A 15,687-nucleotide genomic window follows, 5' to 3' on the forward strand; every position below is an offset into this window, starting at 1 on the left:
GACTTGTGATAATAATTCTTTACTGTCAGGGAGGTTGAAAACCTCAGTGTCGGCTAATGTCGATTAAAGGTGAGCAAGTTGCTCTTTAAACAATAAACATACACCGTGGCCACCGCGCTCGAATTCAATCCAGGTGAACGGCAATTCCGGGAAGGCCTTCTCCAGTGCTGGCCAACTATTGCCCACTTCCACAATCAGTGCACCACCGTCATTCAGGTATTCGGCGGCCTCTGCCAGTAAGCGGCGCGTAAAATCCAAACCGTCTTCACCCGAGCCCAACGCTATCTCGGGCTCCTGCTGATACTCTTCCGGCATGCTGGCCAAGTCTTCAGCGTTCACATAGGGGGGATTGCTGACGATCAAATCGTAACGCTCCCCTGTCAGGCCTGCAAATAAATCGCTTTCTACAGCTCGCACCCTATCCGCTAATTGGTGGCGAGCAATATTTTTTTCTGCCATCTGAATGGCAGCAGGAGAAATATCGCTCAAATCCACCTCTGCCCATTCGAAGGCGTAGGCACAAGCGATACCGATGCATCCACTCCCTGTGCACAGATCCAGTATTCGACTGGGCTCTTCCTGCAACCAAGGCTGAAAGCTTTGTTCAATCAATTCAGCAATTGGCGAGCGCGGCACCAGCACATCTTCGCTCACCGCAAATGACAAGCCGCAAAAATAGGCTTGGCCGGTTAAATACGCCACGGGCAAACGTTCATTCACACGGCGTTCGATACGCTCCACTAGCAACTTCCGCTCCGTCAAACTAAGGCGGGCTGAAAGTGTGTCCTTGTCAGTATCCCAGGGCAAATGCAGTGTCTGCAGGACCAATGCCGTCGCTTCATCCCAGGCATTATCTGTTCCATGCCCGAAATACAGCTCAGCCTCGCTAAAGCGGGAAGCCGCCCAACGGATATAGTCTCGGATGGTGTGCAGATCTTGTTCAACGGCCATGGGCTAACGCTTTCTATCGAATTCAAAGAGGCGCTATTGTACGGGAAATAGGGTGTGGGCAATAGAGCGGTGGTGCACGATCAAAAGCCCATCGAAGCAAGAGATACAAGGCCAATGAGCAGGCACAAAAAAGGGCTGCAATGCAGCCCCTTGTAAGATTTCAAACGATCAGCCAGCTTATTTCAGCTGCGACAGCAAATAAGCATAGGCCAGAGCACTCAATTCAGCGCGCTGTTTGATATCAGCTGCACCGGCGTGACCGCCCTCGATATTCTCATAGTACAGAACATCGTGACCCTGGCTTTCCATCAGAGCAACCATTTTACGGGCATGGGCCGGGTGTACACGGTCATCACGGGTTGATGTGGTGAAGAACACCTTGGGGTACTTCTTGTCCTTGCTGACATTGTGATATGGCGAGAAAGTTTTAATGAAATCCCACTCTTCAGCAATATCCGGGTTTCCGTATTCGGCCATCCAGCTCGCGCCGGCCAGTAACTTGTTGTAACGCTTCATGTCCAACAGAGGCACCTGACACACAACAGCGTTGTACAGATCCGGACGACGGGTAAAGGCATTCCCCATCAGCAAACCACCGTTACTGCCCCCCTGGATACCCAGGTGCTTCGGCGAAGTGATTTTGCGGTCGATCAGATCTTCTGCGATGGCCTCGAAATCTTCATAAGCTTTATGGCGATTTTCTTTCAACGCGGCCTGGTGCCAGGCTGGGCCAAACTCACCGCCCCCGCGAATATTCGACAACACATAAACACCACCCTGCTCCAACCAGTTTTTACCGATGGTCGCGGAATAGCGTGGCAACAGAGAAATTTCAAAACCGCCGTAGCCGTACAGCAGCGTTGGGTTCTTGCCGTTGAACTTTAGCTTTTTATCCATCACCACGAAATACGGGATCATGGTTCCATCTTTCGATTTGGCTTTGAACTGCTCTACTTTAAAGCGATCACCATCGAACATAGACGGTGACGATTTAATTTTTTGTTTACCGGCTTTGCTCTCATTAAACATGTACAGCGTTGAAGGCTCGATAAAACTGGAGTAGCTGACCAGGAAATCCTCATAGCGATCATCCACATCCACTAAGCCAACAACCGCCTTGTCGTCCAACTCCAAACGATGCTCGGACCATTTACCATCCTTGCCCGGTGTATAGCGAACAACAGAGCTGCGAACATTATCCAACCAGCTGATCAACAAACTGTTTTTGGTGAACGCTACGCCCTTGATGGTTTTCCCTTCGGACGGTGCCTGAAACAGCTTAAAGCTGGCTTTGCCGGCTTTAATATCCGCCAGACTTGAATACAACAAAGAGCCCTGCTTGAAGCTTTTGCCATTGTGTTTCCAATCCGATTTCAGCAACAGGTATACATTGCCTTTAAACAGACCTTCCACATCGGAATCGCTTGGGACGTCCACAGCGATTAACTTGTCGTTGGCATAAACATAAGTATTGGCGTTGTAGAAATCGGTCGCGTCGTTAATAAATACCGTGCTTTCCTTGCCCTTACCCAAGTTGTAAGCGCGTGCGGAAACTGAAGCCTGCTCAGCTTCAAAAATGGTCTTGCCATTTTTAAAACCTTTGCCGCGATGCCACATTTTCAGAACACGGGGATAACCGGAATCGGTCAGGCTTTTACCGTCACCGAAATCGGTGCCCACAATCAGAGTATCTTTATCAACCCAATTAAGTGCAGACTTGGCTTCCGGCAGATACAGACCATCTTTAATAAATTCAGCCTTGTTCAAATCGAATTCACGATATTCCACCGCATCGGCACCACCGCGAGACAGAGCAACCATACAGCGCGTGAATTCCGGCTGCAGACAGTTCATGCCTTTGTAAACCCAGTTCACGCCCTCTTTTTTACCCAGAGCATCGATATCCAAAACGGTTTCCCATTTCGGGCTTTCTTTTTTGTACTCACTTAAGGTCGCACGACGATACAAGCCACGAGGGTTATCGGAATCGCGCCAGAAGTTGTAATAGTAATCACCATTTCGACCCGCATAAGGAATGCGATCTTTGTTGTTCAGCACTTCCATTGCATTGTCGACCAGGCCCTGAAAGCCGGGGTATTTTTTAATGTCCGCCAGAGAGCGCTCGTTCTTCTCTTCTACCCAGGCTAATGGCTTTTCGCCCTCAACCTCTTCCAGCCACATAAACGGATCTTTTTCCCCTGCCAGGGCCACACTGGCAGAGAGTGCACTTACGCCAAAGGCAAGGACAGCCCCAAGGTGTTTATTCATAACATTCTCGCTTCCGAAGTTATCGTTGTTTTTTGCCTACAATAGATAAAAACGAGGGACTGGCCCCAACCCTCAGTCCAAACCCGGATCAGGTAGAGCCAACAGATGCCTTGCACGCCAAGGCGAGTGATATTTGAGATTAACGCAACAACAGATCCAAACGTGCGCTTTCCGGGCGGGATTGAAGTGGCGCAAGGTCGGCCAGATTGTGAGTCTGCAATCGCCGCTCTGCAACGCCCTGTGCGGCCAGCCCTTGCTGTAGGCGGGCAAGCATGCTTTCGGCTTGATCCCTGGCCTGGCCTGCACCGTAGTGATGGGCAACGACGTCCAACTGCTGCCCAGGATGGGCTTGCAACACTTTACCAATCAGTTCCAACCATTCCGGCTTGATCAGGCCATCGTTATCCAACTGTCCGGCAGCCTGGCTCAAACGCAGTACACCACTTGCCCGCCACTGCTTCCACAATTGATCCTCACTGACCAACACCGACGCTGACTGCTCAGACGCAACACGGCTCAACCATTCCTGCTGCAAATAAATACGCTGATTGCCCCGACGAACCAGGTACAAAAGAGCAAAGTGCTCCCTTCCCTCTGACCGCCAGCTAAAGCTGCTCAGACGCTGGGAATCCTCCCGACCATACAATTGATAGATCCCAAAAAAGCGATTGGCCCAATTATTACTGCGCCCACAGTCCCGCCCCTGACAACTGAAAAGGGTTTGGACGCCCTGCTTTAAAATCGCATCGCGATAAGCCCTGAAAACAACAGCCTCGCTTTGTTCGGTATCAAACTCCAACGTGCGACGCAGCAGATCACCTGAAAACTGGCGAGATTGCTCCGGCTGCCAGAGACCATCAACCCGCTCAATCGGCCCCAGGGGCAATACCCAATCACTGCTCTCCTGCTGCTGTTCGTAGATGACTCTCTTGGCTTTTACGCCCGGCACATCAACCCAGGCTTCGGCGTGAAGCTTTGCTGCTGACAGGAAACCGGATAACGCAAGGAAAAAAGCGATGACGCAGCCCTTGCTCGATATCTTTGATGCATTCAACGTTCTTAATACGTTCATAACATTCCTTTTGTGCTGCAGAACCCAGTCAAGCGAACAGCTGTTTAGCCTAGAATAGCATCCATAAGCTTGGCAATGTCTTTCTGTCTGGATTCCATATGCAAAAAGTGGCCACCGTCAAAAGAATGCTTTTCAACATCTTTGATTTTAGTTAACAAACCTTCCTGCTTCGCGATGTACTTCTGCAAACCTTCGCTGGCCGCTATTAAGCAGCATCGTGCCGAAATTCTGTCGAAGAACGCTTCAATTTGCGACTGCCCCAGCTTCAGCGCGGATGCGGACATCAGCCTTGGATCGCTGCTCCAGGTGTATCCGCCCGCGACAGGCTTGATGCCACGTTCGACAATCAAGCGCGCGGCGTCACTGGAAATCGTATGCAGGCCCTTTTGCCTTGCAACAATGGCAGCCTCAACATCGCTGAATATAGTAGTAGCCTTGTCCTGGCGGCGAGCAACATCAAGAATGGACCTTGCCAATTGGCCCGGCGTATCCTCGGCCGAGAGCGGCCCAGGGGCCAACGCATCGATCAAACCCAGGCCCAGTATACGCTCGGGAAAGGTACCGGCAGCGAGCGCTCCGATAATGGCACCACGGGAATGACCGATCAGATTAAATTCCTGCCAACCAAGGCTGTCGGCAATGGCAAAAATATCGCCGATATCCTGCCAGATATTGTAGGCCAGACCGGGCGCAATATGAGAGCTGTGGCCATGACCCGAAGTATCCAATGCAATAAAGTGGACATCATCCAGGTGCTGGGTCATTGGGGCAAAACTGGCGCTGTTGTCCAGCCAACCATGAATTGCCAACACCTTACGACCTCCGGGCTTACCCCATTCCTGTGCCGCAACCACCCGATCAAAAACATCAAAGTGAATGTCCCGCCCGCGCTCTTCTTGCAATGCCCTGTCTCCTGGCCGATTAAAATGTTATTTGATATTGATTGGGTACGACAGTTGTACTCACTAGGGTTGATGCAACGCCAGCAGATCCATGCAGGCGGGCAAGCAGTCTTCACCTTCAAGGCAAGCCAGCGCACTTGTACCCATCATATGCCGTCCGGGTATTAAGTCCGCCAGAATATTAATCAGCTGACCAACCAGAGGCTGATGGCTCACACACAGCAAATCCCGTCCGGGATTGTGTTCGAACCATTCCCCAATGCGGGTAATGGTTCTCTCGGGAGAACTTTCTGAACGCAGTTCTTGCCAGGGGGCTCGTTTGATTGCTTCGATACTTTGCGACGCCAAACCCAGTTGTTCGGCAGCAATTTGGGCGGTTTGCTGAGCCCGCACGTAGGGGCTGCTCACAATCACCGGCGGATGGTTCAATTGAACAAGGTGCTCACGAATGATGATTTCAGTTTCCAGGCGACCACGCTCCGTGAGTTCACGCTCAGCATCACTCGGGGCCTGGTAGGAAGCCTGGCCATGTCGCAAAATAAACAAGCGCATAAGACAAATTCCGTTCCTTTCCTTTGTTTTTCCTTATTGCACCTTTCCAGACTTCATATGGCAAACAAATGTCGATATTGAATCAAGTGGGCCAATCACGAAACGGGAAAGGTTTGTCTTCACTGACAAACGTTAAAAAGCGCCAACTTTGCAAAACAAACTGAGCACATGACTCTGAAAATTTAATAATATCTGAATTGGCCTGCCCTTGAATCAAAGCAATGAAAAATTGAACAACGGCAACCAAGCCCAAAACCAGTAGAGCCAGTTTCAAGGTGATGGAATAAATCACCATAAAGACCAGTCGGATCCAAATTTCGGCGCCCAGAAAAGAGTATTTATGGGGCATATGGGAATCACTCATGGAAACTCCTTCACAGGTTTAGCAAGAGTGTTAAAAGATACTAAAGGTTTTTTTGGGAGTACTCAACGTCGTTATTTTGCTCGCCGCCCATCAGCTTGTCAGCGACATCGCCGATGCTGTAGTCCTCGAACAAAATACCATGTAACGCGCTCGCCAAAGGCATGTACACACCCAGCTCATCAGCTTTTTGTTTCACCAAACGCAGCGTGTTCACCCCTTCTACAGCCTGGCCAATATCCGCCTCGGCCTGCTGCAGGGATTGCCCCTGGGCAATCGCCATTCCCAAGCGGTAGTTCCGACTGAGGTCTGATGTACAGGTAAGAATTAAGTCACCCACCCCAGCCAAACCTAAAAAGGTCAACGGGTCAGCATCCAGATGTTTTGCGAAACGTCCCATCTCCGCCAGCGAGCGGGTCAACAACATCGCGATGGTGTTGTGGCCACAGCCCAAAGCCGTTGCCAACCCTGTTACGATGGCGTAAATATTTTTCAGGGCGCCACCCAGCTCCACGCCGTAGCGATCACTGTTGGCATACAAACGAAATGTGCTGGAACACAGCAACTCCTGAATACAGCTGATCAGTTCTTCATCTTCGCTGGCAATCACCGAGCCGGTTTGCTGATGCGCGACAATTTCTTTTGCGAAATTCGGTCCGCTCAACACGCCAATACGGGCATCGTTCAGTTCCTGCTCAAGCACCTGACTCATCAGGGTAAAGCCGCTGGGCTCGATACCCTTGGTGGTACTGATCACCATGGTGCCACTTTTCAAAATTGGCGCCAGCAATTGGGTAACTTCACGGAAAGACTTACTGGGAATGGCAATAAAAACCACATCCGCCGAGCCGACCGCTTCCTGCAAATCGGCACAGGCCGTCAGATTATCACTGAGTTTGTAACCGGGCAGATATTCGCTGTTTTCCCGGGCCTGCTGTACCTTGGCCGCACGCTCTTTATTGCGCATCCACTGGTAGGTTTTATGGCCGTTACTGGCTGCAATATTAGCAATGGCGGTACCGAAGCTGCCACCACCGAGAACCGCTACCTGTTGTGGATTTGTCATGCGCCTGAAACCTTTATCGATTGGAATTGTTATTATTTCGTCAACGCTGCGATGAGACACTTAAGCTGTAAATGTCTCATCAGTAAAGCGTTCAAAACGTAAGCTAATACGGACCCGGGTCAGGATCTTAGGTCTACCCGGGCCCGTTCACTATAACAACTTAGTGGCTGAGTTCTAATAAAAGTTTATTCAGCTTTTGCACATAGTTAGCCGGATCGTCCAATTGGCCGCCTTCAGCCAGATTGGCCTGATCAAACAAAATACCAACCAGATCCGCAAAGCGGTCTTCATCGGCCTCCTGGTCCAGCTTGCTTACCAATGGATGCTCAGGGTTAAGCTCCAGATTGGGCTTGCTGTCCGGAACAGCCTGACCGGCCTGCTCCAACAGGCGACGCATCTGAGCCCCCATATCCTGTTCATTCACCACCAGACACGCCGGGGAGTCGGTTAGACGGTGGGTGATACGCACGTCATCTACACGATCCTTCAAAGCTTCCTTGGCACGCTCGATCAGAGATTCAAATTGCTTTTCAGATTCTTCCTGGGCTTTTTTATCCTCATCGCTTTCCAGCTCTCCAAGGTCCAAAGCGCCCTTACCCACATCCTGGAAAGACTTGCCGTCAAATTCCATCATGTGGCTCATCAACCAGTCATCGACTCGATCACTGAGCAATAAGACCTCAATGCCCTTCTTACGGAACACTTCCAGATGCGGGCTGTTCTTCGCGGTATTGAAGTTCTCGGCGGCCACATAATAGATCTTGTCCTGACCTTCCTGCATGCGTCCCACATATTCTTCCAGGGACTGGTCCTGATCGGCTTTATCGGTATGGGTACTGGCAAAGCGGAACAGCTTGGCGATTTTTTCCTTATTGGCAAAATCTTCAGCCGGCCCCTCTTTCAGAACCTGGCCAAACTCGGTCCAGAATTCAGCGTACTGCTCAGGCTCTTTACTGGCCATTTTGGCCAGAGTATCCAACACACGCTTGGTCAAGGCCGAGCGCATCGCATCAATATTCGGATCTTTCTGTAAGATCTCGCGACTTACGTTCAATGACAAATCATTGGAATCGACGATACCTTTCACAAAGCGCAGGTACATTGGCAAAAACTGTTCGGCATCGTCCATGATAAAGGTACGCTGCACGTACAGTTTCAGACCGCGAGCGGCATCACGGTTGTACATGTCAAACGGCGCTTTTGCGGGAATGTACAACAGGCTGGTGTAATCCAGCTTGCCTTCAACGCGGTTGTGACTCCACTTGGCCGGATCGGCAAAATCGTGGGAGATATGCTTGTAGAATTCTTTGTATTCTTCATCGCTGACTTCGCTGCGCGAGCGAGTCCACAATGCGGTTGCCGTATTAATCACTTCGTATTCGACAACTGAGTCTTCGGTCTCTTTGTTGTCTTCACCGTCCTCACCCATCGCTGGCATTTCCTGCTTCAGCATTTCGACCGGCAAGGAAATATGATCAGAATACTTTTTGATCACGGAACGTAGACGCCAACCATCGGCAAACTCGGTCGCATCGTCTTTCAGATGCAGGACCACACTGGTGCCACGTTCGGCACGCTCAACAGATTCCACGCTGAATTCTGCTTCGCCATCGCATTCCCAATGAACACCCTGGTCACTGGCATCGCCCGCCTTTCGGGAATACACCTCAACCTTGTCAGCCACGATAAAGGCGGAATAAAACCCCACCCCGAATTGACCGATCAACTGGGAATCTTTTTTCTCATCGCCGGAAAGGTTGGATAAAAAGTTAGCGGTACCGGATTTCGCAATGGTGCCCAAATGCTCGATCACATCGTCACGGTTCATGCCAATACCATTGTCGGTAATGGTCAGGGTTTTGGCGTCTTTGTCGAAATCAACGCGAATCTTGAGATCGGCATCGCTCTCGTAGAGATCACCGTTCGATAGGGCTAAAAAGCGCAGCTTATCCGCCGCATCCGAGGCATTCGATACCAATTCCCGCAGGAAGATTTCCTTATTGGAATACAAAGAGTGGATCATCAGGTGCAGCAGCTGCTTGGCTTCTGTCTGGAATCCCATGGTTTGTTTTTGTGCATCAACGCTCATCTACGCATTCTCCTTGGTCAGTCGGTCCACCACTGGGGTGCATAGACCCAATTATGGGGGTCAATCTCGGCTTTTAAAGGGGATTGGCAGTAGCTTTTTCAACAATATTTGCCAACAGAGACGCTGGCGAGAAGCCGCCCGGCCATAGGCCGGGGCGATCAGGGAATTATACGTCTAATCGACTAAAAAATGAGCGCGCGCAGTAGCCACACTTTCTTCGCGCGACTTGTGCCAGCAATTGACCGATACATTCACCAACTTGCGTCCCTGACGCACAACCGTACACAAAGCGTACAGAGGCTCAAGGCGACCCGGGCGAACATAGTCGACGGAGATATCCACCACCCGAGGAGCCACCTGGGTAGGCAACGTCATCATCAGATGCAGGCTGGCCGCAAATTCCAGAAAACCGCCTATGGCGCCACCATGCAGAGCCGGCAGGGTTGGATTGCCCACATTGCCTTTGCTGGGCGGCAAGACGTAAAACAACTCATCCCCCATCATAAGGGTTTCGATGCCAAGCAGCTGGGCATAGGGAATTTGCTCGATAATCAGCTCGGGTTTCCACTCATCGCGAGCCCGTTTGCACGCTTCGGATATCGCATTCATAAATCCACCTCCACCGCTTCCAGGAAGGGTTTGAATTGCTCACTCAAGTTCTTTAGTACCTCTTCGTCCAGACGAATAAAGTTGGCCACACAATGGGCGACAGGCCGATCTTCCTGCCCTTTGGTATAAGCCCGACCACGGGCGAACAGTACGCTCTGGGAACTTCGATACACATCGGCGCGGGCATAAATATCCTGCCCTGGCTCCGCCACGCCCATATAGTCGATGCGTAAGTCCATCGTTGGCGTTAAGCCAACATCTTCAAGCACGGTGGCGCAGGCCATTCCGCAACAGGTATCGAGCAGCGCCGTAATCGCACCACCGTGCACAACACCAGTATCCGGATTGCCAACCAGGCGCTCACTGTAGGGCAATCGCATTTCACAGGCCCCGGTTTCCAAATGGGTAAACTCCAGACCCAACTGATGAAAATGGTCACCCTTATTCGCGGAAACCATCAGCTTGGCCAGCTTCTTTACCAGTACAATATCAACCGCCATACACACCTTCTATTCTGTGAATGTCACTGCCAGCGGAAAGGCCAGCGACTGTAAGGAATGAGTATAGCTACTTTTAAGCCCCATCCCCAACACAGAATTTAGCGGATACGCTCATTACTCTTAGCAAGATCAGCGTGATTCAGTCCAATTACGCTTACTTCAACACATTGAAATCTTTCAACTGCTGCAGGACTTTCGCTTTGCGCGCGCCTTGAATACTCCGGAAACTGTCGGCTTCCATGTTCAAGGCAAAATAATGATTCCCCTCGGCATTTTGAACATAGCCCACATACCAGCCGATATATTTCTCATTGGAGAGCGGACCACCACCGGTTTTGGCAAACAGTTTGACATCTCCACTTTGCTGTTTAAACGCCTCGGCAAACCAACTGGGCTCTTTATCCAGATCCACCTCCATGATGTCTTCAAACATTGCAAAGCTATTCGCGCTTAAAGGTAACTCCCTGCGCGCCAGGCGCCGGAGAAAACACACCTGCTCGACAGCACTGATCTGCAAACTGCCATTTAACCAGAAGCTATCCAGTCCAGAGCTGATATCGCCATTTCCGTATTGAAAACCGTTGAGTACACGCGTCATATCCGTATCGCCAATGTCCACCGCGAGTTGGCGATAAATTGGCAAGGCCGATGCGTGAAAGGCTTCTCGTATCGTCAGGGGCGCTTCGTACCAACGCTTGGGCCACCAGGATTCCACAGGGTAGGCTTCTTTGTTTACCGAGAACGTTTGGGACAGATCCTTAAGCTGACCGGTTTCCAATGCAATCAGGGTATTCGCAATTTTGAAACTGGAAAACGGGGTAAAACGGGTTTCCGCACGCTGCTGGTTTACAAATTGAAACTTCCCATCCTCTTCATTGAGCAACACAAAGCTGCAACGTTCGCCGCAGGCTGTATCCGCCATTTGGGCATTCACCGTGAGCGCTACAGAGTGCAACACTGCAAATAAACAAAAGAGACCTTTGGATTTCAACATAATAATTTCGCCAGTAAAAAAGTAAGCCCTATGGCTCTTTATGAACAATAAAAGCCAATGTTAATCGAAGCTGCCTTACCTACCTATGACAGCGTCTATTTCCTAATATTGCAAATGTCAGGCAGTGATCGCTTTCTTGTTTTGAACCGTCATCATCGGTATCGTGTATACGACAAGAAAAAAGCGCAAATAGTGCCGGCATTTTACAAAAAAAACATGGCCACAATATTGGTTGAGTTACTATGGATTTCGATTTTCAAAGTCGGCTGATTGGCAGCCTCGGAAGCGACGATTTTTCCCAGCAGTTTTATGATTTCTGGGTACGCTTGCTGCTGCTTGACCAATGCACTGCCTGGGAACTCAAACCAGGCCAGGCCCCTCGCACGCTTGTTTCCGCTCGCCCCAATGACCCTGAGCTGATTAAGCGACTTTGCGATCTCTACAGTGAATCCATGTACCAGGGGGATGAACAGCTGCAACAATTGAAATCGAGTGACAACGGCATTGTGGCCCAGATTAGTACCCAGACTATGGATCAGGGTCAATATCGACGCTTGTTTTTTGAGGAAGCTGATCTCCAGGAGAAGTTATTTATCCTGAGTCAATGTGGTGAGAGCAGTTACTACATCAATCTGTATCGCTGTCAGGGACGCGACGCCTTCAGCCAGGCGGAACTGCAACGCTGTCAACAAGCCGCCCCCTACGCCACGGCCCTGCTGGATAAACATCAACAGCTTTTGCCCGAAGACAACAGCAATATAAAACTGCAACAAGACAAACTTGAAGAGTTTTTCCGCCATCACCCGGCAGGCCTATCACCAAGGGAAGCCAGTACCTGCAGTCTTATTGTCACTGGGCACAGCAATGAAGCCATTGCCTTGAAATTGGAGGTCAGCATTAATACTGCCCGCACCTTCCGACGCCGGGCCTATGAAAAGTTGCAACTGAGCACCCAGGCTGAACTCTTTGCCCTTTACCTTGGCAGCGCCACCTGAACCTTTGCAGCGCCTGACTCCAGAAGCTATAGCGCTTGATCCTACAAAACGACACGACCTGAAATCCCGCCATTGTCATCCCTTGGGGTGACAGACAAAACATGCCAGCCTGACTTAAGCTCTCACCATAGCCTAAGGAGGTCTAACCATGTCAAACACGCATGTGGCCGAAGCCCAGCCACGCCCTTCGATCTTTTACCATTACAAGGTTTACCCGGTTGAACCCTTGCCCTCTCAAGCGGCCGGCGATTTCAAGCAAGAAGTACTGATTGTTGGCGCCGGCCCCATTGGTTTGGCTACGGCCCTGGATCTGGCTCGCTTTGGCGTCGCCTCTCGGATTATTGAAGCCGAACGTCAAGTGAGCCACGGCAGTCGCGCCATTGTCCTAACCCGTCGTTCAATGGAAATCCTGCAAATGCTGGGCTGTGATCAGGCTTTTGTCGAAAAAGGACTGAGCTGGCAAATGGGACGCTCTTACTATCGTGGGCAAGAGGTCTATCAAATGCAAATGCCCCACAGCAAGGATGAACGCTTTGGGCCAGGCACCAATATCCAACAGCAATACATCGAACAGTTTCTGGTGGAAGCGGCAGAAGAAAATCCTCTGATTCATATTCACTGGGGGCACAAAGTCACCGGCATTGAGCAAAACGAACACTGTGCAACGTTGGATATCAGCAGCGAAGATGGCAGCCGGAAATATTCTGCCCCCTGGGTAGTCGCCGCCGACGGAGGTCGCTCGACAATTCGTAAACTGCTCAAACTCCGTATGGAAGGTGAAGCCTATACCGGCAACTTTGTGATTGCCGATATCAAGGCCGATATCGATTTACCCACTGAACGCCTCTGCCATTTTGATCCCCCATGGAGCCCCGGAAATAATGTGTTGGTGCATCGCGAGCCCGAGGGAATCTGGCGCCTGGACTTTCGCCTCCCCGATGGCGAAAGCCCGGAACAAGCGATGGAAGAAAAACAGCTTGCCGACCGCATTAATAAAATACTCACCATGATCGGGCAAGAAGTCCCCTGGCAACTGGATTGGGCTACCGTTTACAGCGCCAGCACAAAAACACTAACAGATTACCAGGAGCAGCGAGTGTTATTCGTAGGTGACGCCGCACATCTACTTCCCATCTTTGGTGTTCGTGGTGCCAATACCGGTTTGCAGGATGCCAATAACCTCGCCTGGAAACTGGCCATGCACATGCAGGGAAAAGCGGGGCCAAAACTTTTACGCAGCTACTCCACCGAACGAGTACAAGCCGCACGGGAGATCTGCAAAGAAGCTGGAAAATCAACACGCTTTATGTCACCACCAACACGAGGTGCCCGTCTATTGCGTGATGCTGTGCTTTCGCTCAGTCTGACCGAATCGTTTGTTCGAGACTTGTTGCATTGGCGCACTTCCCGCCCTCACAGCTATTACAACAGCCCTTTGAACAGCACTGCCACCTCAGAATATGCGCTTCTCGGTGAAGTGACTCCCAATGTCAAACTCGGAGACAATCAATACCTTCACGATTACACTTTGAAAGGCTTTACGGTTTTGATCTTTTTAAAGGATGAAAACAACAGCGCCGAATTGAAAAAGGTTATCGAGCGTAATGAACGCGACGGCATGTCAATAAACCCCATTTTGATCACCCGCACACATTCTGGAGATCAGAATCCCAGCCATTGCCTCACCATTGATGATAAAGAGGGAAAACTGTTTGAGCGTTATGACCTTCAAGAAAACAGCCTGCTGCTTATTCGCCCGGACCAACATATCTGTGGTCTTTGGCAAAGCGGTCAAAACAAAGAGAGCCCACAACAATGGATTCATAATGCCCTTCGAAACGCCCTCTGCCTGACGCCTTCCGGAGATTCACATGTTGAATAAAAACTTGAATAACGAAGAGATAGAAACTATTTACGATCAACTGTATCTAGCTATAGACAATGCCGGCCCGGAACAGGAAGCCAAAATGTTAGCCAAGCTGGTATTAATATTGGCCAACCAACTGGGGGACAGTGAGCAGGTATTGAACGCCATTAAAATTGCGGAAAAAGATTTATAAATGACTCTGTCTGGCACATCTTGAACAAAAAAAAGCGAGCCAATGGCTCGCTTTTTTTGATCAGTTGATCTTTGAAGGTTTTACAAACGTTCAATGATGGTACTGATACCCTGACCCAGACCCACACACATGGTCGACAAACCGTAGCGGCCGTCGTTCTGACGCATAACGTTCAGCAAGGTGCCGGTAATACGAGCACCGGAACAACCGAATGGGTGACCCAGAGCAATCGCACCGCCGTGCAGGTTCACTTTCTCGTCCATGTTGTCCAACAGATTCAGATCTTTCAGTACAGGCAGAGCCTGAGCTGCAAAGGCTTCGTTCAATTCAACGAAGTCGATATCTTCAATGGTGATACCCGCACGCTCAAGCGCTTTTTGAGTCGAAGGTACAGGGCCATAACCCATGATAGAAGGATCAACACCCGCTACGGCCATTGAACGAATCACAGCTTGAGGTTGAATACCCAAGGCTTCGGCTTTTTCCGCTGACATTACGATCATGCAGGAAGCACCATCGGTAATCTGGGAAGAAGAACCAGCAGTTACGGTGCCACCTTTCGGGTTAAATACTGGCTTCAACTGAGACAGACCTTCAACAGTTGTTTCAGGGCGGATGGTTTCATCCTGCTCAATCAGTACACGTGCGCCATTAGCATCGTGACCTTCGATTGGAATGATCTCATCGTCGAAATTGCCTTCGGTGCGAGCCTTGTGCGCCAGACGATGAGAACGCTCAGCGAACTGGTCCTGCTGCTCACGTGTCATACCATGCATCAAGCCCAACATTTCAGCGGTCAAACCCATGGCACCCGCCGCTTTGGCTACGTGCTTGGCCAGGCGCGGGTTAGGATCAACGCCATGATCCATCGCTACGTGGCCCATGTGCTCAACACCACCAATCACGAACACATCGCCATTGTTGGTTTGAATGGCTTGTGCAGCGGTGTGCAAAGCGGACATGGAAGAGCCACACAAACGACTCACAGTTTGCGCCGCTGCGGTGTGAGGAATGTCGGTCATCAAAGACACCATGCGGGCAATGTTCATGCCCTGCTCTTTGGTCTGGTTTACACAACCCCAGATCACATCCTCAACCAAAGCAGGATCCACTTTCGGGTTGCGGGCCAACAAACCGTTAATCAAATCGGCTGAAATATCTTCCGCGCGACGATTACGAAAACAGCCGTTTTTAGAGCGACCCATCGGGGTACGGCCAAAATCAATAATTACTGCATCTCTTGGATTTAAGCTCACGTCTTAATCTCC

Annotated in this window: 15 protein-coding genes; 3 read left to right on the forward strand and 12 right to left on the reverse strand. The window is 50.5% G+C overall.

What is annotated here, in order from left to right; translation table 11 throughout:
• Nucleotides 1–63: 63 nt before the first annotated feature.
• The 11 genes from prmB to G8768_RS18190 form a co-directional block, all read right to left on the reverse strand.
• Complete coding sequence (gene prmB, locus G8768_RS18140) at nucleotides 64–951, reverse strand: 50S ribosomal protein L3 N(5)-glutamine methyltransferase (RefSeq protein WP_166848058.1); 888 nt, start codon at nucleotides 949–951, stop codon at nucleotides 64–66.
• Between the two features lie 177 nt (nucleotides 952–1,128).
• Nucleotides 1,129–3,219 (reverse strand): prolyl oligopeptidase family serine peptidase, encoded by a 2,091-nt coding sequence (locus tag G8768_RS18145; protein WP_166848055.1) that lies wholly within the window; start codon nucleotides 3,217–3,219, stop codon nucleotides 1,129–1,131.
• Nucleotides 3,220–3,358: 139 nt separating this feature from the next.
• Nucleotides 3,359–4,291 (reverse strand): DUF4892 domain-containing protein, encoded by a 933-nt coding sequence (locus G8768_RS18150; RefSeq protein WP_166848052.1) that lies wholly within the window; start codon nucleotides 4,289–4,291, stop codon nucleotides 3,359–3,361.
• Between the two features lie 44 nt (nucleotides 4,292–4,335).
• Nucleotides 4,336–5,193, reverse strand: a complete 858-nt coding sequence (locus tag G8768_RS18155) for an alpha/beta fold hydrolase (protein WP_166848049.1) — start codon at nucleotides 5,191–5,193, stop codon at nucleotides 4,336–4,338.
• A gap of 63 nt (nucleotides 5,194–5,256) precedes the next feature.
• On the reverse strand, nucleotides 5,257–5,745 hold the full coding sequence (gene sixA / locus G8768_RS18160; protein WP_166848046.1) for a phosphohistidine phosphatase SixA: 489 nt from the start codon (nucleotides 5,743–5,745) through the stop codon (nucleotides 5,257–5,259).
• An 82-nt stretch (nucleotides 5,746–5,827) separates the two neighbouring features.
• Complete coding sequence (locus G8768_RS18165) at nucleotides 5,828–6,109, reverse strand: DUF4389 domain-containing protein (protein WP_166848043.1); 282 nt, start codon at nucleotides 6,107–6,109, stop codon at nucleotides 5,828–5,830.
• Between the two features lie 40 nt (nucleotides 6,110–6,149).
• On the reverse strand, nucleotides 6,150–7,172 hold the full coding sequence (locus tag G8768_RS18170) for an NAD(P)H-dependent glycerol-3-phosphate dehydrogenase (protein WP_166848040.1): 1,023 nt from the start codon (nucleotides 7,170–7,172) through the stop codon (nucleotides 6,150–6,152).
• 160 nt (nucleotides 7,173–7,332) lie between these two features.
• Nucleotides 7,333–9,261, reverse strand: a complete 1,929-nt coding sequence (gene htpG / locus G8768_RS18175) for a molecular chaperone HtpG (protein ID WP_166848037.1) — start codon at nucleotides 9,259–9,261, stop codon at nucleotides 7,333–7,335.
• 174 nt (nucleotides 9,262–9,435) lie between these two features.
• On the reverse strand, nucleotides 9,436–9,870 hold the full coding sequence (locus G8768_RS18180) for a PaaI family thioesterase (RefSeq protein ID WP_166848034.1): 435 nt from the start codon (nucleotides 9,868–9,870) through the stop codon (nucleotides 9,436–9,438).
• Nucleotides 9,867–10,370 carry a PaaI family thioesterase gene (locus tag G8768_RS18185; RefSeq protein WP_166848031.1) on the reverse strand — a complete coding sequence of 168 codons (504 nt, stop codon included), beginning with the start codon at nucleotides 10,368–10,370 and terminating at the stop codon, nucleotides 9,867–9,869. The genes G8768_RS18180 and G8768_RS18185 overlap by 4 nt, the downstream gene beginning before the upstream one ends.
• 154 nt (nucleotides 10,371–10,524) lie before the next feature.
• Nucleotides 10,525–11,364 (reverse strand): class D beta-lactamase, encoded by an 840-nt coding sequence (locus tag G8768_RS18190; RefSeq protein WP_166848028.1) that lies wholly within the window; start codon nucleotides 11,362–11,364, stop codon nucleotides 10,525–10,527.
• 242 nt (nucleotides 11,365–11,606) lie between these two features.
• Between G8768_RS18190 and G8768_RS18195 the strand changes: the two genes are divergently transcribed.
• From G8768_RS18195 to G8768_RS18205, 3 genes are all read left to right on the forward strand, one after another.
• A complete protein-coding gene (locus G8768_RS18195) occupies nucleotides 11,607–12,359 on the forward strand; it encodes a helix-turn-helix transcriptional regulator (RefSeq protein WP_166848025.1) in 753 nt (250 codons plus the stop codon).
• Between the two features lie 148 nt (nucleotides 12,360–12,507).
• A complete protein-coding gene (locus G8768_RS18200; RefSeq protein WP_166848022.1) occupies nucleotides 12,508–14,241 on the forward strand; it encodes an FAD-dependent monooxygenase in 1,734 nt (577 codons plus the stop codon).
• Nucleotides 14,231–14,419, forward strand: a complete 189-nt coding sequence (locus G8768_RS18205) for a DUF2783 domain-containing protein (protein ID WP_166848018.1) — start codon at nucleotides 14,231–14,233, stop codon at nucleotides 14,417–14,419. The genes G8768_RS18200 and G8768_RS18205 overlap by 11 nt, the downstream gene beginning before the upstream one ends.
• Before the next feature lie 80 nt (nucleotides 14,420–14,499).
• Here G8768_RS18205 and fadA read toward each other — a convergent pair whose 3' ends face one another.
• Nucleotides 14,500–15,675 (reverse strand): acetyl-CoA C-acyltransferase FadA, encoded by a 1,176-nt coding sequence (gene fadA / locus G8768_RS18210; protein WP_166848013.1) that lies wholly within the window; start codon nucleotides 15,673–15,675, stop codon nucleotides 14,500–14,502.
• Nucleotides 15,676–15,687 lie beyond the last annotated feature (12 nt).

This window comes from Pseudoteredinibacter isoporae (genome assembly GCF_011602085.1).
Classification (GTDB): domain Bacteria; phylum Pseudomonadota; class Gammaproteobacteria; order Pseudomonadales; family Cellvibrionaceae; genus Pseudoteredinibacter; species Pseudoteredinibacter isoporae.

Coding starts and splice junctions, on each gene's coding strand:
- G8768_RS18165 (WP_166848043.1), bottom strand. CDS start 6,109: ATGAGTGATTCCCATATGCCCCATAAATACTCTTTTCTGGGCGCCGAA.
- G8768_RS18200 (WP_166848022.1), top strand. CDS start 12,508: ATGTCAAACACGCATGTGGCCGAAGCCCAGCCACGCCCTTCGATCTTT.
- G8768_RS18195 (WP_166848025.1), top strand. CDS start 11,607: ATGGATTTCGATTTTCAAAGTCGGCTGATTGGCAGCCTCGGAAGCGAC.
- G8768_RS18150 (WP_166848052.1), bottom strand. CDS start 4,291: ATGAACGTATTAAGAACGTTGAATGCATCAAAGATATCGAGCAAGGGC.
- sixA (WP_166848046.1), bottom strand. CDS start 5,745: ATGCGCTTGTTTATTTTGCGACATGGCCAGGCTTCCTACCAGGCCCCG.
- prmB (WP_166848058.1), bottom strand. CDS start 951: ATGGCCGTTGAACAAGATCTGCACACCATCCGAGACTATATCCGTTGG.
- G8768_RS18190 (WP_166848028.1), bottom strand. CDS start 11,364: ATGTTGAAATCCAAAGGTCTCTTTTGTTTATTTGCAGTGTTGCACTCT.
- G8768_RS18180 (WP_166848034.1), bottom strand. CDS start 9,870: ATGAATGCGATATCCGAAGCGTGCAAACGGGCTCGCGATGAGTGGAAA.
- G8768_RS18185 (WP_166848031.1), bottom strand. CDS start 10,370: ATGGCGGTTGATATTGTACTGGTAAAGAAGCTGGCCAAGCTGATGGTT.
- htpG (WP_166848037.1), bottom strand. CDS start 9,261: ATGAGCGTTGATGCACAAAAACAAACCATGGGATTCCAGACAGAAGCC.
- G8768_RS18205 (WP_166848018.1), top strand. CDS start 14,231: ATGTTGAATAAAAACTTGAATAACGAAGAGATAGAAACTATTTACGAT.
- G8768_RS18145 (WP_166848055.1), bottom strand. CDS start 3,219: ATGAATAAACACCTTGGGGCTGTCCTTGCCTTTGGCGTAAGTGCACTC.
- G8768_RS18170 (WP_166848040.1), bottom strand. CDS start 7,172: ATGACAAATCCACAACAGGTAGCGGTTCTCGGTGGTGGCAGCTTCGGT.